This window comes from Pannonibacter sp. Q-1, assembly GCF_054073275.1.
The window spans coordinates 419,271-437,301 of sequence record NZ_JBSXNB010000004.1 but is presented as its reverse complement, the minus strand read 5'-3'; the positions used below and the strand labels follow the sequence as shown (position 1 = coordinate 437,301).

Here is an 18,031-nt window from a genome sequence, read left to right as displayed (position 1 = left end):
AGTCGGCGGATGGTTGGACTTGAGGGCGGGTGACGCTTTTCTGTGTCATTATAGATTTGTGGCTTTAGGTTGCCTCCTTTAGCCCGGTGCTCCCCAGCCCGGTTCCCCGGGCCAGGGCATCAAACTCCCTCTAACTCCTCATCCCCTCAAGCCGCCTTCAGCCCGCGCTTCTCCAGCAGCGCATCAATGTCCGGGCCACGGCCGCGGAAGGATTTGTAGGCTTCTTCGGGGTCCTGGCGGCCGCCGGCGGAGTAGATGAAGTCGTGGAGGCGGGTGGCGGTGGCGGGGTCGAAGATGTTGCCGGTTTCCTCGAAGGCGCCGAAGGCGTCCGCGTCCATCACCTCTGACCACATGTAGCTGTAGTAGCCGGAGGAATAGCCTTCGCCCGAAAAGGCGTGGGAGAAATGCGGGATGCGGTGGCGCATGATGATTTCATCCGGCATGCCGATTTCCGCCAGCGCCGTCTTTTCATATGCAGTGACATCAATGCCCGCCGGGTCCGCGATCTCGTGGAGATTGAGGTCGAGGAGGGCGCAGGCGGTGTATTCCACCGTGGCAAAGCCCTGATTGAAGTTGCGTGCGCCCAGCACCTTGTCGAGCAGTGCCTTGGGCATGGGCTCGCCGGTCTTGTAATGCACGGCAAAGCGGGACAGCACCTCCGGCTGGCTCAGCCAGTGCTCGTAAAGCTGCGAGGGCAGTTCCACGAAGTCCCGCGCCACGGACGTGCCGGAAATGGACGGGTAGGTGACATTGGACAGCAGGCCATGCAGCCCGTGGCCGAATTCGTGGAAGAGGGTGCGGGCATCGTCAAAGGTCAGCAGGGCGGCCTCGCCATCGGCGCCCTTCGAGAAGTTCATGACATTGACAATGACAGGAGTGACTTCACCCTTCGCCCGGTGCTGCGAGCGGAAGGCGCTCATCCAGGCGCCGGAGCGCTTGGAGGGGCGGGCGAAATAATCGCCGAGGAAGAGGCCCACATGCTTGCCGTCGCGGCCAAGCACCTCGAAGACGCGCACATCCGGATGATAGACCGGCAGGCCCTTCTTCTCCTCGAAGGTGAGGCCGAACAGGCGGGTGGCGGTGTCGAAGGCGGCTTCGATCATCTTGTCGAGCTGCAGATAGGGCTTCAGCTCCGCCTCATCGAGGTCATGGTCGCGCTTGCGCACCTTTTCGGAATAGTAGCGCCAGTCCCACGGGGCGATGGGGGCGTTGTTGCCCTCCGCGCGGGCGGCTTCCGCCAGCTTGTCGCGCTCGGTGCGGGCCTGCGCCACGGCAGGCGCCCACACGCGGGTCAGGAGGGCGCGCACGGCCTCCGGCGTCTTGGCCATGCAGTCGTCCAGCTTGTAGGCGGCATAATGCGGATAGCCGAGCAGCTGCGCCTTTTCGGCGCGCAGGGCCAGCGTGCGGGCCACGGTTTCGCGGTTGTCGGTCTCTCCGCCGGTCTCGCCGCGTGCGGCCCAGGCCTTGAAGGCTTCCTCGCGCTTTTCCCGGTTGGTGGAGAATTGCAGGAAGGGCTCAATGGAGGAGCGGGAAAGGGTGATCACATGCTTGCCCTCCAGCCCCCGGTCGCGGGCGGCGGCAGCGGCTGCGGCAAGCAGGAAATCGGGCAGGCCGGCGCGGTCTTCCTCCGTCTCCAGCACCAGCTGATAGCTGGATTCATCCTTCAGCACGTTCTGGGCAAAGCGGGTGCCGAGGGTCGCCAGCTCCTGGCCGATTTCGGCCATGCGGGCCTTGCCGGCCTCGTCCAGCCCCGCGCCCGAGCGGGTGAAGCCCAGCTTGTAGCGCTCCAGCACCCGCAGTTCCTCAGCACTGAGGCCGAGGCTGTCACGCCGCTCCCACAGGTCAAACACGCGGGCGGCGAGCTTCGGGTTCAGCATGGTATCGGAGCCGTGCCTGGCGAGCTTCGGCGCCATGTCGCGCTCGATGTCCTGCAGTTCAGCGTTGGTGTGTGCGCCGGTCAGGTTGAAGAAGGTGCGGGCAACGCGGGAGAGGTCCTCGCCAGCCGTTTCAAGAGCAATGATCGTATTGGAAAAGCTTGGTGCCTCTGCCTGATCCGCGATGGCGTTGATCTCCTTGCGTGCGCTCTGCATGGCCGTTTCAAAGGCCTCGCGGAAATGCGCCGGGGTGATGTCAGCAAAGGGAGGCAGGCCAAAAGGGGTGGACCAGACGGTGAGGAGCGGGTTTCCGGACATGAGATTTTCCAATGGTTTGCGGCAGGGGTTCTGCCTTCATATGGGGCAAGAGTTTCCAGATGCCAAATGCGGGCGGTTTCGGAGGGGGCCTTATGTTTCGTAACCCTCTCCATCGTCACCCCGGACGGGAGCGGAGCGGAGATCCGGGGCCGGTGAGCCAAGGTATACCGGCTCAGACTCAGGCTCTGGCTCTGACGCTGGGGCGGTGCAAGCTGCGCCCGGGCCCACCGGTCCCGGCTCGCGCTGCGCTTGGCCGGGATGACGGTGGAGAGGGTGGGTGTTGGTTGCCGGCCGTTTCACCACATGCTCGTGCGGGCGCGTTCCGGCCATTCCTTGTCATAGGCCGTGCCGCCTACGGTGCCGTCCGAAAGGCTGGCGAGGATCTGGCCCGGCGTCGGCAGGTTGCTGGAGTCCACATGGGCGGAGGCGTCCCACAATCCGGCGCGCATGATGGCGCGGGCGCACTGGAAGTAGATGGTTTCGATGGAAATGACGAGAACGGAGCGCGGCCGCTTTCCCTCCATTTCCAGCCGGGTCAGCAGCGCCTCATCAATGCTGACAACAGCCCGGCCATTGACGCGCAGGGCGTTGCCATGGCCGGGAATGAGGAACATCAGTGCCACGCGCGGATCGCGCACCACATTGCGCAAGGAATCGATCCGGTTGTTGCCGCGCCGGTCGGGCATCAGCAGGGTGGTGTCATTCTCGATGAAGACGCAGGAGCCCTTGTCGCCGCGCGGCGAACAGTCCAGCCCCTCCGGCCCGCTGGTGGCCAGCGCGCAGAAGGGGGCAGCTTCGATCAGGCGGCGGTATTCCGGCGTGATGCGCGGGCTTTCCTTGACGGTGGAGGCGGGGCCCGCAGTGCCATAGAGTTTTTCCAGATCGTCAATGCTGGTGATGATGCTCATCGTGCCGGTGTCCCTGATGCCTTTGCCGGGATACAGGTAATCCTGATCCGTCCCGGCCTGCCAGTGGTTTTCTGGTGGCGGGTCGCAATTCTCAGTCTGGGGAAAGCCGTTGCAGACCATGGACCATGCCGCCGCAGAAGCAATGCCGCCGCTGGGCATCATCATGCTGGACACCGCCTTCGAGCGGCCGCCGGGCGATGTGGGCAATGCGGCCAGCTGGCCGTTTCCGGTGCTGTTCCAGACCGTCAGCGGCGCAACGGCGCGCAAGGTGGTGGGCGGGGATGATGCGGATCTGCTGGATGCTTTCGTGGCCGCCGGAGAGGCCTTGCAAGGGCAGGGCGCTGTGGCGCTCATCACCTCCTGCGGGTTTCTGGCGGCGCGCCAGCCGGTGCTGGCCGCCCGTCTGTCCCTGCCGCTGGCCACCTCCAGCCTGTTGCAGATCCCGGTGATTGCCAGCCTCCTGCCCAGGGGGCGCACGGTCGGGGTGATCACCTATGATGCTGGCTCCCTTGGCCCTGCACATTTTGCAGGCGTGGGCGCAGATCCGGCAACGCCGGTCGCCGGCCTGCCGCAGGGCGGGGCGTTTCGCGGGCTGATCGAGGGCGGGGCGGCCTATGATGCACCTGCACTTCAGGCGGAGCTGGAGGCGGTGGCTGCGCGGCTGATTGCGGAGCATCCCGCCACCGGCGCGCTCTTGCTGGAATGCACCAACCTGCCGCCGTTCTCGTCAGCCCTGCGCCAGCGCTTCGGCCTGCCGGTCTTCGACATCCTCACCCTCGGCCGCTGGCTGCATCAGGCGGCTTGCGGGCAGATCTGAAGCGCTGAACCAGATTCTGAATTGGTTCAGACCTTTGGCCTGTCTCCGGAGTCTGCCGTTACCATTCGCCGTTGTGGGGTGAGCGGCGCGCGCTGGGGCGAGGCGTCGAGCCACTTCCAGACTATCGGCAAAAATGATGGGCATTTGCACAGTCTTTGGGCGTGCCATTTGCTTAGCTTTGCCGCTTGACAGACTGCCGCATTGTCCAACAGGATGAACCAATCTTGAAAATGGTTCACCCAATGGTCCAGACTGTGCCACATCCTGACAATGCCAATTACGCGCTGGAGAAGCTGCGCGACATGCTGCGCGAAGGTGACTTCGGTGCCGATGGAAAGCTGCCGACCGAACGGGCGCTTTCGGCAAAGCTTGGCCTCGGGCGGCGCGCCATCCGCCGCGCTCTCGAAGTGCTGGAGGCGGAAGGGGAAATCTGGCGCCGGCAGGGGGCGGGCACTTTCGCCGGGCAGCGGCCCGGCGGCCTTGCGCAAGGGGTTGATGCGATTGTCGCGGGAACCGACTTCATGGAAATCATGGAGGTGCGCCTGCGGATCGAGCCGCAACTGGCGCAGCTGGCGGCACTGCGGGCCAAGCCTGCGGAGCTGGCGCGCATGCGTGATCTTGCCCGGCGTATCAAGGAGAGTGATGACGCCGATGCCCGTGAATTGTGGGACGGCGCCCTGCACCGGCAGATCGCCCAGAGCGCGCGCAACGGGCTGTTCCTCACCATTTTCGATGTGATCAACCAGGTCCGGCAGGATGAGGCCTGGCAGAACATCCGCGAGCGGGCCCGGACAGGCTCCGGCATCAGCATGGCCTATGCACAGCACGAGGACATCATCGCGGCGATTGCCGCGCGTGACCCGGCGGGGGCGGGAGAGGCTATGCGCCAGCACCTCCTGATGCTGCAGGAGCGCCTCATCCGCGCAACGTCGCTCGACCACGAGGCGCCTGCGCCGGACACGGCTGACGAGGCACTCGCCTCCTGAGACTTCACCGGGCGGAAACCGCCCGAAGCAGAAATCACCGGGCGGAAACCGCCCGGATGACGGGACAAGCCGGCGCAGACAAGCCGGTCCCTTGTGAGCCAACAGAACCAATGGAACAGAGGAGAATGGCATGACCCGACTTTTGCGCCTGACGACCGCGCTTGCCTTTGGGGCGCTTTCGGCGCTGCCCGTTGCCGCCGCCGAGCTGAAGATCGGCCTGCAGGATGATGCCGATGTGCTGGACCCGGCGCAGTCGCGCACTTTTGTCGGCCGCATCGTCTACACCGCCATGTGCGACAAGCTGGTTGATGTGTCGCCGGATCTGAAGATCATTCCGCAGCTGGCAACGGAATGGGCCTGGTCGGAGGACGGCATGGCCCTGACGATGAAGCTGCGCGAGGGCGTGAAGTTCCATGACGGCACGGATATGGACGCCGCCGCCGTGGTGGCCACCATCGAGCGCAACATGACGCTGCCCGAGTCCCGCCGCAAGAGCGAGCTGTCCTCGGTCGAGAAGGTCGAGGCAGCAGGGCCGCTGGAGGTCGTGTTCACGCTGAAGAAGCCCGACGTGACGCTCCTGGCCCAGCTTTCGGACCGGGCCGGCATGATTGTCTCTCCGGCAGCAGCTGAAAAGCTTGGCGCCAACTTCGGCTCCAGTCCGGTTTGCGCCGGGCCGTTCAAGTTTGTCGAGCGCATCCAGCAGGACCGGATCGTGCTGGAGAAGTTCCAGGACTACTGGAACAAGGACAATGTCTTCATCGACAAGGTCACCTATCTGCCGATCCCGGATTCCACCGTCCGGCTCGCCAACCTGCAGTCGGGTGATCTCGACATGATCGAGCGCCTTGCCCCCACCGATGCTGCGGCAGTGCAGGCGAATGCGAGGCTCACCTATGCGGATGTGGTCAACATCGGCTACATGGCGCTTTATGCGAACATCGCCAATGGTCCGCGTGCCGACAATCCCTTCGGCAAGGACAAGCGCCTGCGTCAGGCGTTCTCCCTGTCCATCGACCGCGATGCCCTGAACCAGATCGTCTATGAAGGCACGGCCGTTGGTGGCAACCAGCCGTTCCCACCGAACAGCCCGTGGTTCAATGCCGCGCTTCCCGTTCCCGCCCGTGATGTGGAAAAGGCCAAGGAACTGATGCAGGAGGCCGGATACGACCGCGTGCCCATCGAGCTGCAGGTCGCCAACAATCCGGTTGCCCAGCAGATGATGCAGGTGGTGCAGTCGATGGTGGCCGAGGCGGGCTTTGATGTCAGCCTGAAGTCGACCGAGTTTGCCACGTTGCTCGACGAGCAGACGCGCGGAAACTATCAGCTGTCGCGTTCGGACTGGTCGGGCCGTGTCGATCCGGATGGCAACATCCACCAGTTCATCACCTGCAATGGCGGCATCAACGACACCAAGTACTGCAATCCGGAAGTCGACCGGCTTCTGAACGAGGCGCGCGCCTCGACGGATGATGCCGTGCGCAAGGAAAAGTATGATGCGGCGAGCGTGATCCTCAACGACGATATGCCCATCATCTATCTCGGGCACCAGTCCTGGATCTGGGCGATGCAGAAGAATGTCACCGGCTTTGTTGCCTCGCCGGATGGCATGATCCGCCTTGTTGGCCTGAAAAAGGAAGACTGACGGAACCGCCCCCTTGCGGGGCTGGTTCCTGTTCGTCCACGGGCGCTGCGGAGCCTCCTCCGCAGCGCTCCCCATCCCACCTGTGCCGTGAAGGATGGCATTCATGCCTGTCTACATTGCGAAGCGTCTGCTGGTCGCCATTCCGACTCTGCTGATCATTTCCATCTTCGTCTTCTCGCTGCAGAAGCTTCTGCCGGGAGATCCCGTCCTCGTGATGGCCGGGGAGGAGCGTGATCCTGCGGTTCTGGAAATGCTGCGGGAGAAATACCGCCTCAATGATCCGCTGCCGGTCCAGTATCTGACCTGGCTTGGCGGTGTCATGACCGGGGATCTCGGTGTGTCCCTGCGCACCAATCAGCCGGTGACCGAACTCATCGCCCAGAAGCTGCCGGTCACCATTCAACTCGCCGTCATGTCGATGATCTTTGCCTTCCTGATCGGCGTGCCGATGGGCATCCTGGCGGCGGTGAAGAAGAACACGGCCATCGACTATATCGCCAGCATCATTGCCCTTTCGGGTCTGTCGGTGCCCAATTTCTGGCTCGGCATCATGCTGATCCTGCTGGTGTCGGTGAACCTCGGCTGGCTGCCGGCCTCGGGCTTTGAATCGATCTTCGTGGACCCCGTCCGCTCGCTGCAGACGATGATCATGCCGGCCTTCGTGCTGGGCACCGCGCTGGCCGCGACGCTGATGCGGCATACCCGCTCGGCCATGCTCGGCGTCCTGTCGCAGGATTACATCCGCACGGCGCGGGCCAAGGGGCTGTCGCCGCGCGAAGTGGTGCTGTCGCATTCCTTCCGCAATGCGCTGCTGCCCGTCGTCACGCTGAGCGCGCTGCTGTTCGGCGAGTTGCTGGCCGGGGCTGTGCTGACCGAGCAGATCTTCACCATTCCGGGCTTTGGCAAGCTGATCGTCGATGCCGTCTTCAACCGCGACTATGCGGTGGTGCAGGGCGTCGTCATGTGCACGGCGGTTGGTTTCATCGCGATGAACCTTGTTGCCGATGTTCTCTACGTCCTTCTCAATCCACGGCTGAGGGCAAGCCTATGACCGCGATCGAACAGCCTTCCGTGGCGGCCAGACCCGAGGGCAGCCGCTCCTGGAAGAAGCTGCGCTCCAGCCGCAGTGCGCTGGCCGGGCTCATCATCATCTCCTTCTTTTCCGCTCTGGCCATCCTTGCGCCGCTGCTGCCTATCGCCGATCCGGTGGCCACCAGCTGGTCGGCGATCCGCAAGGCCCCTTCGGCGGCCCATTGGCTCGGCACGGATGATCTGGGCCGGGACATCCTGTCGCGCATGATCTGGGGTGCAAGAGCCTCGCTGATGGCCGGTGTCTTCTCGGTGCTGATTGCCGCCGGTATCGGGGTGCCTCTCGGCATTCTGGCCGGCTATTTCGGCGGCTGGGTGGATCTCGTCATCTCGCGTGTCACCGAGGCGCTGCTGGCGCTGCCATTCCTGATCATGGCCATCGCACTTGCCGCCTTCCTCAGCCCGAGCCTCACCAATGCGATGATTGCGATTGGTCTGTCGGCCATGCCCATTTTCGTCCGGCTGACACGGGGTCAGGTGCTGGCGGTGAAGCAGGAAGACTATGTGGAAGGCGCCCGGTCTGTCGGCCTTGGCCACATGGACATCATGCTCCGCTACATCCTGCCCAATGTTACAGCGCCGATCATCGTTCAGGCGACGCTGACCGTTGCCACCGCCATCATTGCCGAGGCGAGCCTTTCGTTCCTCGGCCTCGGGCAGCAGCCTCCGGCGGCCAGCTGGGGCTCCATGCTGAATGTGGCGAAGAATTTCCTCTCACAGGCGCCCTGGATGGCCATGTGGCCGGGTGCCGCGATCTTCCTTGTGGTGATCGGCTTCAACCTCCTGGGCGACGGCCTGCGCGATGCGCTGGACCCGCGCGAACACTGATTTGCAGAAGAAGGCACAGACATTGACTGAGTTCACCACACGGCCGGAAATCCTCGGCACCTTCGGTGTTGTCACCTCGACCCACTGGATCGCCTCTGCGGTCGGCATGAGCATTCTGGAAAAGGGCGGTAACGCCTTTGATGCGGCGGTTGCAGCAGGCTTTGTCCTGCAGATCGTCGAGCCGCATCTGTGCGGGCCCGGCGGCGACATGCCAGCGGTCATCTATTCAAAGAAGACAGACAAGGTGGAGGTGATCTGCGCGCAAGGGCCAGCCCCGGCAGGTGCCACCATCGCGCATTACACCAGCGAAGGGCTGAAACTGATCCCCGGTGACGGGCTGCTGTCCACCGTCATTCCGGGCGCCTTCGACGGCTGGATGCTGATGCTGCGCGACTATGGCACCCTGTCCCTGCGCGAGGTGCTGGAGCCTGCCATCTATTACGCCGAGCACGGTCATCCGATGCTGCCGCGCGTATCGGCGACCATCAAGGGGCTGGGTGATTTCTTCGAGAAGGAATGGCCGACCTCGTACGAGACCTGGCTGCCCGGCGGCGCGGCACCCGAGCCGCATGCCAACTTCCGCAATCCGGTTCTGGCGGAAACCTGGAAGCGCATCATTGCGGAAGCGGAAGCAAAGACCGGCCGCGAAGAGCAGGTGGAGGCCGCACGTGATGCCTTCTACCGGGGCTTCGTTGCCGAGGCCATCGGCAACTACCTGAAGACGGCCGAGGTGATGGATGCGAGCGGCCAGAAGCACAAGGGCGTGCTGACGGCTGACGACATGGCGAACTGGAGCGCCACCATCGAGGCGCCGCAGACCTTTGACTACCACGACTGGACCGTCGCCAAGACGCAGGCCTGGGGGCAGGGGCCGGTGCTGCTGCAGTCGCTGGCGCTGCTCAAGGGCTTTGACATTGCCGCGATGGATCCGGCCGGTCCCGATTTCGTCCACCATGTGGTCGAGGCGATGAAGCTCGCCTATGCGGACCGCGAGGTCTATTACGGCGATCCGAAATTCGGGGAAATCCCGGCGGAGTTCCTGCTGTCGGAGGGCTACAACAGCGAGCGGCGCAAGCTGATCGGGCCTGAGGCCTCGTTCGACCTGCACCCCGGAACCGTGCCCGGCTACGAGCAGCAGCGCGATGCGACCATGGCCATGCTGGCCGAGTTCTCCGGCCGGGGCGCGGTCTATGAGCCGACCATGGCGCATCTCACCGAGAAGAAGGGCGATACGGTCCATATCGATGTGATCGACCGCTGGGGCAACATGGTGGCGGTGACCCCCTCCGGCGGCTGGCTGCAGTCCTCGCCGGTCGTGCCCGGGCTTGGCTTTGCGCTCAACTCGCGCGCGCAGATGTTCTGGCTGAAGGAAGGGCTGCCCACCTCCCTTGCCCCCGGAAAGCGCCCGCGCACGACCCTGACGCCATCCATTGCACTCTATCAGGGACGGCCTACCCTGGCCTTCGGAACGCCCGGCGGCGACCAGCAGGACCAGTGGCAGCTGCCGTTCTTCCTGCGCTATGCCCATCACACGAAGAACCTGCAGGCGGCCATCGATGCGCCGCTGTTCCACTCCACCCATTTCCCCGGCTCCTTCTATCCGCGCACGTCCGAGCCCGGCCACATCATGGTGGAGGAGAGCTTCGGCGAGGCGGCAATTGCAGAGCTGCGCCGGCGCGGGCATCAGGTGACGGTTGCTGACAGCTGGAGCGTCGGACGCCTGACGGCGGCGCGCCGCGATGCCGATGGCCTGCTGCGGGCGGCGGCAACGCCGCGCCTCATGCAGGCCTATGCGGTGGGGCGCTGAGCCATGACCTGGTCCATCGTTGCCCGTGATCCTGAAACCGGCCACCTCGGTATTGCCGTTGCCAGCCGCTTCTTTGCGGTCGGCAACGCCGTTCCTTACATGCGCGGCGGCGTGGGGGCCGTTGCCACGCAGGCCTTCGTCAGCCCGCTTTACGGGACAGATGGCCTGGCGATGCTTGGCGAAGGCAAGCGCCCGCAGGAGATCATCGAGTTTCTGACGGGACGCGATGACGGCGCCGAACAGCGCCAGATGCATCTGATCGACGCGCAGGGCCGCAATGCGGTCTTCACCGGCAAGAAATGCGTCGACTGGGCCGGGCATCTCATCGAGGACAACGTGTCCGTGGCCGGCAACATGCTCGCCGGTCCGCAGGTGCTGGAGCGGACCCTTGCCGCCTACAGGGACCTGTCAGCTGCTCCCTTTGCCGAGCGGCTGCTGGGTGCGATGGATGCAGGAGAAGCGGCGGGCGGCGACAAGCGCGGCAAGCAGTCTGCCGCGCTCGTGATCTACCGGGATCAGGATCACGCCTGGCTCAGCATCCGCGCCGATGACCACGCGGACCCGCTGGCCGAACTCTGGCGGCTCTACCGGGTGGCGCAGGAGCGTTACCTGCATGTGGCCGAGACCATGCCGACGCGGGAAAACCCGCATGGCCTCACCGACCGGACCGAAATCGACCGGAAAATCGCAAGCCTCGAAGCCGAACGGCAGGCGGCCGGACGTGCTTCTTCCTCCTTCGCGACGCCGTGGACACCGTCATGACCAATCCTGACCTGACCAGCCAGCCCGTTCTCTCCGTCCGCAACCTGACCACCGCCTTTCGCACGGATGACGGCTGGAGGCCGGTGGTGCGCAATGTGTCCTTCGATGTCTCAGCCGGAGAGACGCTGGCCATCGTCGGGGAGAGCGGATCGGGCAAGAGCGTCACATCCCTGTCGGTCATGCGGCTGCTGGCGCCGAAGTCCAGCCGGATCGAAGGGGAGGTGGTGTTGAATGGCCGCAACCTTCTTGACCTGTCCGAGAAGGCGATGCGGGGCGTGCGCGGCAACGAGGTCTCGATGATCTTTCAGGAGCCGATGACCTCGCTCAATCCGATCTTCACCATCGGCCGCCAGATCTCCGAGGTGCTGACGCGGCACAAGGGCATGACCAAGTCCGCAGCCCGTGCCGAGACGATCCGCATGCTGGAGCGCGTGCGTATCCCCAATGCCGCCAGCCGTTTCGATGAATATCCGCATCAGTTTTCCGGCGGCATGCGCCAGCGCGTGATGATCGCCATGGCGCTTGCCTCCCGTCCGAAGCTGCTGATTGCGGATGAGCCGACGACTGCACTCGACGTGACGATCCAGGGGCAGATCCTTGATCTGATCAAGGAACTGCAGGACGAGGAAGGCATGGCCGTTCTCTTCATCACCCATGACATGGGCGTGGTGGCCGAGATTGCCGACCGCACTGTGGTGATGTTCAGGGGCGATGCGGTGGAAACTGGCCCGACTGCGGATATCTTCCATCGCGGCCAGCATCCCTACACCCGTGCGCTTCTGTCCGCCGTGCCGAGGCTCGGTTCCATGGAAGGCGAAGCGGCGCCCTTGCGGTTCCCGGTTGTGGACACGGCCACCGGCGTCATTACCGCTCCGCCTGCTCCCGCAGCGCTTCCCGGGCACAGCCAGCCCGTGCTGCAGGTGAGAAACCTCGTCACCCGCTTCCCGGTGCGTTCGGGCCTCTTCAACCGGCAGACCGGCGCCGTGCATGCAGTCGAGAATATTTCCTTCGATCTGCGCCAGGGGGAAACGCTTGCCCTCGTGGGGGAATCAGGCTGCGGCAAGTCCACCACAGGCCGTTCGGTCATGCGGCTGATCGAACCGTCGTCCGGAGAGATCCAGCTCGATGGTTTTAACGTCCGGGAACTGGACGCCGTGGAGCTGCAACGGATGCGCAAGAGCGTGCAGATGATCTTTCAGGATCCGTTCTCCAGCCTCAATCCCCGTATGACGGTTGGCCAGGCTGTTGCGGAGCCTTTCCTCAAACACAAGCTTGGTGGCGTCCGGCAAGCGGCTGAAAAGACGGATTATCTGCTGGAGCGGGTGGGGCTTTCGGCATCCATGAAGAACCGCTATCCGCATGAGTTTTCGGGCGGCCAGCGCCAGCGTATCGCCATTGCACGGGCGCTGTCGCTGGACCCGAAAGTGATCGTTGCGGACGAAAGCGTGTCGGCTCTCGATGTGTCGATCAAGGCGCAGGTCTGCAACCTGCTGATGGGCCTGCAGGAAAGCCTGGATCTGGCCTTCCTCTTCATCAGCCATGACATGGCCGTCGTGGAGCGTGTCAGCCACCGTGTGGCGGTGATGTATCTCGGTGAGATCGTCGAGATCGGTCCGCGTGCCGCCGTCTTTGAGAGCCCGCAGCATCCCTACACGAAGAAGCTGATGGCGGCCGTGCCGGTGCCCGATCCGGCCCGCCGGGGCATTCGCCGGGGCATTGCTGCCGATGAGCTGCGAAGCCCCGTGCGCGCCAATGGCTACCAGCCGCCGGTGCGGGAGTACCGGGAGGTTTCAGACGGCCATCTGGTGCAGGTGGCTTGATCAGTCGACGATGAAGAGCTTTGCTCCGGAGGTCGTGGAGGAGCGGTGCGGTTCGGCGTTGTCGGCCACCTGATAGCTCATGCCCGGCTTGAGCAGAAAGGTGCGGCCATCCTCCAGCTCGGTCAGCAGCTCGCCCTCAAGGCACAGGAGGATATGGCCCTTGGTGCACCAGTGGTCGGCGAGATAGCCGGGGGTGTATTCCACCATTCGCACCCGGATGCCGCCGAAGTGGCGCGTGCGCCAGAAGGCGGCGCCGGTCTCGCCCTTGTGTTCCGTCCGCTCCACGGCATCCCAGTCCGTGGTGCCGAAGGGAATGCCGTTCATATGCATCGTGAGGGGCCTTGTCCTGCGGGAAGGAAGCTCAGCGCGCCCGGTAGGCCCGCAGCATCGAATAGCTGTAGAGCGCCAGCGCCGACCAGATCAGCACGAAGGCGGAGAGCTTCACCGGGTTCATCGGCTCGCGGAACACGAAGACGGCGATGAGGAAGATGATCGTCGGCGTGATGTATTGCATCACGGCAATGGTCGAAAGCCGCAGCAGCTTGGCTGCATTGGCGTAGATCATCAGTGGAATGGCGGTGGCGATCCCGGCCGAGGCGAGAAGCCAGGTGTCCAGCCGGGTGCCATGGGTGAAGTGGCCGGTGCCGGAGCTTTCCAGCCAGAGGACGAAGGGCACGGCGGGAATGCTCAGCAGCGCCACCTCCAGGAAGAAGCCCTGATTGGGCCCCACCGGCAGCGTCTTGCGCAGGAAGGCATAGAAGCCCCAGCTGACGGTCAGTGTCAGCGAAATCCAAGGCAGCCGCCCCGCATCCCATGTCAGGATGCCGACGGCCACGGCGACAAGTGCAATGGCGGCGATCTGAGTGCGTGACAGCTTTTCCTTGAGGACGATGGCGCCCAGCAAAATGCTGAAAAGCGGGTTGATGAAATAGCCGAGGGCACCCTCAATCGCCTGTCCTGAGCCGACCGCATAGACATAGGTGCACCAGTTGACGGTGATGAGGCTGGCGGTGAGTGCGGCCATGCCCATGGTGCGGGGTGAACGCACGGCGGCTTTCAGATCTCCGATGCGCCGCGTTGCCAGCAGGATCAGGGCGGCGCAGGGGACGGACCAGACCACCCGGTGGGCCAGCACCTCGAAAGGCGAGATATGCCCCAGTGCCTTCAGATAGATCGGCAGCAGGCCCCACAGGCCGTAAGCGGTGAGGGCATAGGCAAAACCCTTGGGGGTGTCGCCGGTCTGCTGCGGAACGGGGGGCGTGTCCATCGCCATGGGGCCTGACCTTGTCTTGTTGGGCTCCTTCCATAGGACGGAACCATTCCGGGTTCCAATTCATTCCACTTGTGTCTGCATCAATCATGTTCATGGCTGACGGAGGACGCCATCTTGCTGCCGGTTTTTCCGTGCTTTGCTGAAATGGCATGGTGTAAGATCAAATGCGTGGGCCATTGACGGTTCGAGAGGTTTCGCGGATGCGTAAGATTGCTTTTTCGATCGCCCTTGCCCTTGGGCTGCTTGGCGCTGGCGCTGCCAATGCCTGGACAGCGCAGGCAACGGCTGACCTGAACATGCGCTCCGGGCCCGGCACGGGCTATGCCCCGCTGCTGGTCATTCCCCGCGGCGCTGTGGTCGAGGCAGGAGCCTGCAGCAGCTGGTGTCAGGTGTTCTATGCCGGCTACCGGGGCTTCGTGAGTGCCCGTTATCTGGCGCCCGCAGGCGGTGGATACTATCAGCCCGTGCCGCCACCGGTGGTCGTCGTGCCGCCGCCCTACTATCGTCCGGCACCGCCCCCCCGCTACCGTCCACCGCATTACCGTCCGCCGCATTACCGGCCGGGCCGGTATGATGACCGGCCGCCGCACCGCGACCGCGATTGGCAGGACCGCGACCGTCCGCACCGGGACCGGCGGGGCGATGCGTGTATCGGCATCACCTGCCCGAACTGAAAACAGGCCTGCCGGCGGAACAGTCCACCACGGCGTGTGGCAAATACCCTGACAGCTTCCAGCCTGCGGCAATCCTTGCCGCAGGCTGAAGTGTTCCTTGCCAGCCGTGGCAACAGCTGTGGCAAACGGTGTCCGAAAACACCCAAAAGAAACCACATAAGCTGTGACTTCTGCCACAGTTCCGGACGCATTCTTCTCTAAATCATGTATCTGCAAATGGAGATTCGTCATGCCTGTTTCCCGGCTGGGACGGCATGTGAAAGGAGCACTGGAATGGCACTCAAGACAAAGGCCCCCTCAAACAGCCGCTCGCTTGCGCCGCACAGCGCGGCGCGAGGGCTGGCGCTGGGTCTGGGGCTGTCCCTTCTCGGCAGCGTTTCTGCCCTCGCCGCGGATCCGGTCGCCATGGTGCTGGACCGCTCGGAAGGCGTTCAGGCGTCTGCCTTTACCGAACTTTTCCCCGGTGATGCCGTGGCGCTGGGCAGCGAAGGCTATGTCGATCTGCTCGACTACACCTCCTGCCGCGAGGTGCGGGTGACGGGCGGAACGGTGACGGCCGTCAGCTCGGGGCTCGAAGTGGCCGAAGGCCAGGAGACGGAACTGCGTCCGGGCAACTGCCTGCAGCAGCAGACAACCAACGCCGATACCGACGCCAGCAAGGGGCTTGCCACGACCCTGCGCAGCGTGCGTCCGGAAAACAAGGTGGCTGCGTCCCTGATGCTGCGCTTCGGCGATGATCTGAAGGAGCGCTATGACAGCGTCATGATCTCCGTCGATGGCGGTGAGCCGAAGGAATACAAGCTCGACGACACCGCCCTGTCGGAAATGCCGTTGACGACGCCGGAAGATGCGGCTGCGGCCATGGCAGGCGGCACCGTGCGCAATTCCGTGCCGGTTGAGCTGATGTTCAAGCCGAAGGAAGGCGCAGGGGACGCTGAAGTGCGTCAGTTTACGCTCGACCCCTCGGGCGTTGGCCGCGATACTGCTGTTGTCGTGGTGAAATGAACTGAGCCGGGTGATCCTCGTTAAATGACCGGGTCCGGGCGGGCACAGACCGCCGCAACAGAACGTATCAGGCTGAAGGCCGCGATGGTGCTCATCGCGGCCGCGCTTGGTATTGTGTCCGGCTTTGCCTCGATCCATGCGATCTGGGAAGGCTGGATGACGGACCGGCTGCTGCAACTGCGCGCGGCTGCCGAACCCCTGCCGCAGGACCGGTTTCCGGTGGCTGTCGTCGGCCTTGATCAGGCGGCGCTGACGTCCAAACGGCTTGAGGCGATCCCGCGCGTGTTCATGTCCCAGGCCTTTGCCGAGGCGGGGTCCGGATTGTTCGAGGCGGGGGCAAAAGCCATCGGCCTCGATTTCGTTTTCGCCTTCAGCGCCGATTCCTTTGCCGACCCGCAGACAGGTGAGGCGCGGCTGCGCGGCTATGACCGCCAGTTCCTGCAGTTCCTGTATCAGAACCGGGGCCGTGTCGTCGTCGCGCGCACCTCGACCGGGGTGCCGCACCGGTCCATTTCGGCAACGGCCGGCAATGAGGGGGTGCGCTCTACCGAGATTTTCACCAGCAATGACGGAGTGGTGCGCCGCCACAGACCGGCGGTGCCGCTGGAGAACTCGCCTGCCTTTGTGGACGCCATGCTCTCGCTGATGGGCGCAAATATCGCCGAGCCCTACATGCCGCTTCCCGGTGCCCGGCTGGCCTCGACCGTGCCTTACCTGTCGCTGGTCGATGTGCTCGACATGATGGACAGCGAAGAGGGCCGGGCGAAGCTGCATGAATTTGCCGATGGCCGCGCCATTCTCTTCGGCAGCACCTTGCCGAATGAGGACGAGCATCTTTACCTCGACCGTTATCTGCCGCGGGAAGGCGTTCCGGGCGCGATCGAGGGGGCGATGGGCCGCCCGCCGGTGCGAAGCGCGACGTCCGGCGTCTTCATTCTGGCTGACCTGGTCGGCGCGCCGCTGACCGGCCGCTTTGCCACGGATGCGCCTTTGGCAGCCGTTGCGGGGCTGATCATCGCCTTTGCGCTTGCCGGTGCACTCGCCGGGTTGAACCTGCCGCTGCCGAGCCTGCCTTTCGTGGCAGCCGGGCTCATCGGCGGCGGCCTTGCCATTGCCTTTGCGGCATTGATGGGCGGCAGTGTCCTGCCCGCCGGCGCTGCGCCCTTTGCAGGCTTCATCGCGCTGATGGTGGCCGGTGTGGCGCAAGTTGCCGTGCTCAAGCGCCGCGAGCGTGAGCTGGTGCGCCTCTTCGGCCATTATCTGTCGCCGCAGGTGATCAAGACCATGGCCGAGCAGGAGCGCCTGTCGGATCTGGGCGGCGAAACCCGCCGCGTGGTCGTCGCCTTCATCGACATCGTCGGCTTCACCCGCATGTCGGAACAGCTGCCCGACCGTGAGGTGGTGAAGGTGGTGAACACCTGTTTCGAAGCCATCGGCGGTGAGATCACCCGCTTTGAAGGTTACATCGACAAATATATCGGTGACGCGGTGATGGCGATCTGGAACGCGCCGAATGACGTTGAGGCGCCCGAGCAGCACGCGGTGGATTGCGCCCTTGCGGTGGTTGCCATGCTGCCGGAGCTGCGCCGCCGCACCGGTCAGCCCGGACTGGATCTGCGCATCGCCATCAACGCAGGCCCCGCGCTGGTGGGCGATATCGGCGGTGAGACGCGCCGCTCCTTCACTGTCATGGGGACCACTGTCAACACAGCCAGCCGCATCGAGACCATTGCCAAGGAAGCCGCCGTGCGCCTTGCCTTCAGCGGCTCGGTGGCGGAAGGTCTCAATGCCCCTGCGCTGCTGCCGCTGTGGAAAGGCACCTTGCGCGGCCTCTCCGTCGAGACGGAAGTGCTGACCCTGGACGATGCTGCGCTCTTCATGGAAGAAAGCGGGCCGCGCCTGCTTCTGGCCGGCGAAGACCCGGACCTGCCGGAAACCGGCATCCGCAGTGTCGCAGGGTAAGCGGCGCCAGTCTTTCCCGTTTCGCCGGTTATCTGTAAATCATTGTTTCCCTAGGGGAGAATTTCAGCAATGAGGCGAGCGTAAAGCTTGCCGTCATGCTATCGGGTGAGCATGGGTATCATCCCGTGCGGCGCATGAGCAATTTCAAGGCGTGATGCATCGGCATCTCAGAGCCTTGGTATGCGGCCATCATGCCAGAGTGTGAGAAACGGGTGAGGGTGGCAATGTCTCGGGCGGAACCGGTAGATGGAGGCGCGCAAGCAGGG

The 18,031-nt window shown here is 64.2% G+C and carries 15 protein-coding genes; 11 read left to right on the top strand and 4 right to left on the bottom strand.

Going from position 1 to position 18,031, the window contains the following annotated elements; genetic code table 11:
- Positions 1-146: 146 nt before the first annotated feature.
- Together ACVNHC_RS13455 and ACVNHC_RS13450 are read right to left on the bottom strand one after the other, a co-directional pair.
- On the bottom strand, positions 147-2,192 hold the full coding sequence (locus ACVNHC_RS13455) for a M3 family metallopeptidase (RefSeq protein ID WP_457167554.1): 2,046 nt from the start codon (positions 2,190-2,192) through the stop codon (positions 147-149).
- Between the two features lie 296 nt (positions 2,193-2,488).
- A complete protein-coding gene (locus tag ACVNHC_RS13450; RefSeq protein WP_457167553.1) occupies positions 2,489-3,100 on the bottom strand; it encodes a pyridoxamine 5'-phosphate oxidase family protein in 612 nt (203 codons plus the stop codon).
- 118 nt (positions 3,101-3,218) lie between these two features.
- Between ACVNHC_RS13450 and ACVNHC_RS13445 the strand changes: the two genes are divergently transcribed.
- The 8 genes from ACVNHC_RS13445 (at position 3,219) to ACVNHC_RS13410 (ending at position 12,851) form a co-directional block, all read left to right on the top strand.
- Complete coding sequence (locus ACVNHC_RS13445) at positions 3,219-3,917, top strand: aspartate/glutamate racemase family protein (RefSeq protein WP_457167710.1); 699 nt, start codon at positions 3,219-3,221, stop codon at positions 3,915-3,917.
- A 242-nt stretch (positions 3,918-4,159) separates the two neighbouring features.
- Positions 4,160-4,903 (top strand): FadR/GntR family transcriptional regulator, encoded by a 744-nt coding sequence (locus ACVNHC_RS13440; RefSeq protein ID WP_457167552.1) that lies wholly within the window; start codon positions 4,160-4,162, stop codon positions 4,901-4,903.
- Between the two features lie 130 nt (positions 4,904-5,033).
- Positions 5,034-6,545, top strand: coding sequence for an ABC transporter substrate-binding protein (locus tag ACVNHC_RS13435; RefSeq protein WP_050472792.1), 1,512 nt, complete (start codon positions 5,034-5,036; stop codon positions 6,543-6,545).
- Between the two features lie 103 nt (positions 6,546-6,648).
- A complete protein-coding gene (locus ACVNHC_RS13430) occupies positions 6,649-7,596 on the top strand; it encodes an ABC transporter permease (RefSeq protein ID WP_186391873.1) in 948 nt (315 codons plus the stop codon).
- The gene (locus tag ACVNHC_RS13425) at positions 7,593-8,462 is read left to right on the top strand and encodes an ABC transporter permease (RefSeq protein ID WP_457167551.1); all 870 of its coding nucleotides are present in this window, start codon (positions 7,593-7,595) and stop codon (positions 8,460-8,462) included. The genes ACVNHC_RS13430 and ACVNHC_RS13425 overlap by 4 nt, the downstream gene beginning before the upstream one ends.
- Before the next feature lie 22 nt (positions 8,463-8,484).
- The gene (locus tag ACVNHC_RS13420; protein ID WP_457167550.1) at positions 8,485-10,269 is read left to right on the top strand and encodes a gamma-glutamyltransferase family protein; all 1,785 of its coding nucleotides are present in this window, start codon (positions 8,485-8,487) and stop codon (positions 10,267-10,269) included.
- 3 nt (positions 10,270-10,272) lie between these two features.
- Positions 10,273-11,031 carry a DUF1028 domain-containing protein gene (locus tag ACVNHC_RS13415; RefSeq protein ID WP_457167549.1) on the top strand — a complete coding sequence of 253 codons (759 nt, stop codon included), beginning with the start codon at positions 10,273-10,275 and terminating at the stop codon, positions 11,029-11,031.
- Positions 11,028-12,851, top strand: coding sequence for an ABC transporter ATP-binding protein (locus tag ACVNHC_RS13410; RefSeq protein WP_457167548.1), 1,824 nt, complete (start codon positions 11,028-11,030; stop codon positions 12,849-12,851). Before ACVNHC_RS13415 ends, ACVNHC_RS13410 begins: the two co-directional genes overlap by 4 nt.
- Here ACVNHC_RS13410 and ACVNHC_RS13405 read toward each other — a convergent pair whose 3' ends face one another.
- Both ACVNHC_RS13405 and rarD read right to left on the bottom strand, forming a co-directional pair.
- Entirely contained in the window at positions 12,852-13,181 is a 330-nt protein-coding gene (locus ACVNHC_RS13405; RefSeq protein WP_457167547.1) for a DHCW motif cupin fold protein, read from the bottom strand.
- 31 nt (positions 13,182-13,212) lie between these two features.
- On the bottom strand, positions 13,213-14,124 hold the full coding sequence (rarD, locus tag ACVNHC_RS13400) for an EamA family transporter RarD (RefSeq protein ID WP_050472797.1): 912 nt from the start codon (positions 14,122-14,124) through the stop codon (positions 13,213-13,215).
- A 200-nt stretch (positions 14,125-14,324) separates the two neighbouring features.
- On the opposite strand from rarD, the gene ACVNHC_RS13395 reads away from it, so the two are divergent.
- The 3 genes from ACVNHC_RS13395 to ACVNHC_RS13385 all read left to right on the top strand — a co-directional run bounded on the left by ACVNHC_RS13395 (position 14,325) and on the right by ACVNHC_RS13385 (position 17,765).
- Positions 14,325-14,798 (top strand): SH3 domain-containing protein, encoded by a 474-nt coding sequence (locus ACVNHC_RS13395; RefSeq protein WP_058899575.1) that lies wholly within the window; start codon positions 14,325-14,327, stop codon positions 14,796-14,798.
- A gap of 273 nt (positions 14,799-15,071) precedes the next feature.
- Entirely contained in the window at positions 15,072-15,803 is a 732-nt protein-coding gene (locus tag ACVNHC_RS13390) for a hypothetical protein (RefSeq protein WP_457167546.1), read from the top strand.
- Positions 15,804-15,827: 24 nt separating this feature from the next.
- The gene (locus ACVNHC_RS13385) at positions 15,828-17,765 is read left to right on the top strand and encodes an adenylate/guanylate cyclase domain-containing protein (RefSeq protein ID WP_457167545.1); all 1,938 of its coding nucleotides are present in this window, start codon (positions 15,828-15,830) and stop codon (positions 17,763-17,765) included.
- Positions 17,766-18,031 lie beyond the last annotated feature (266 nt).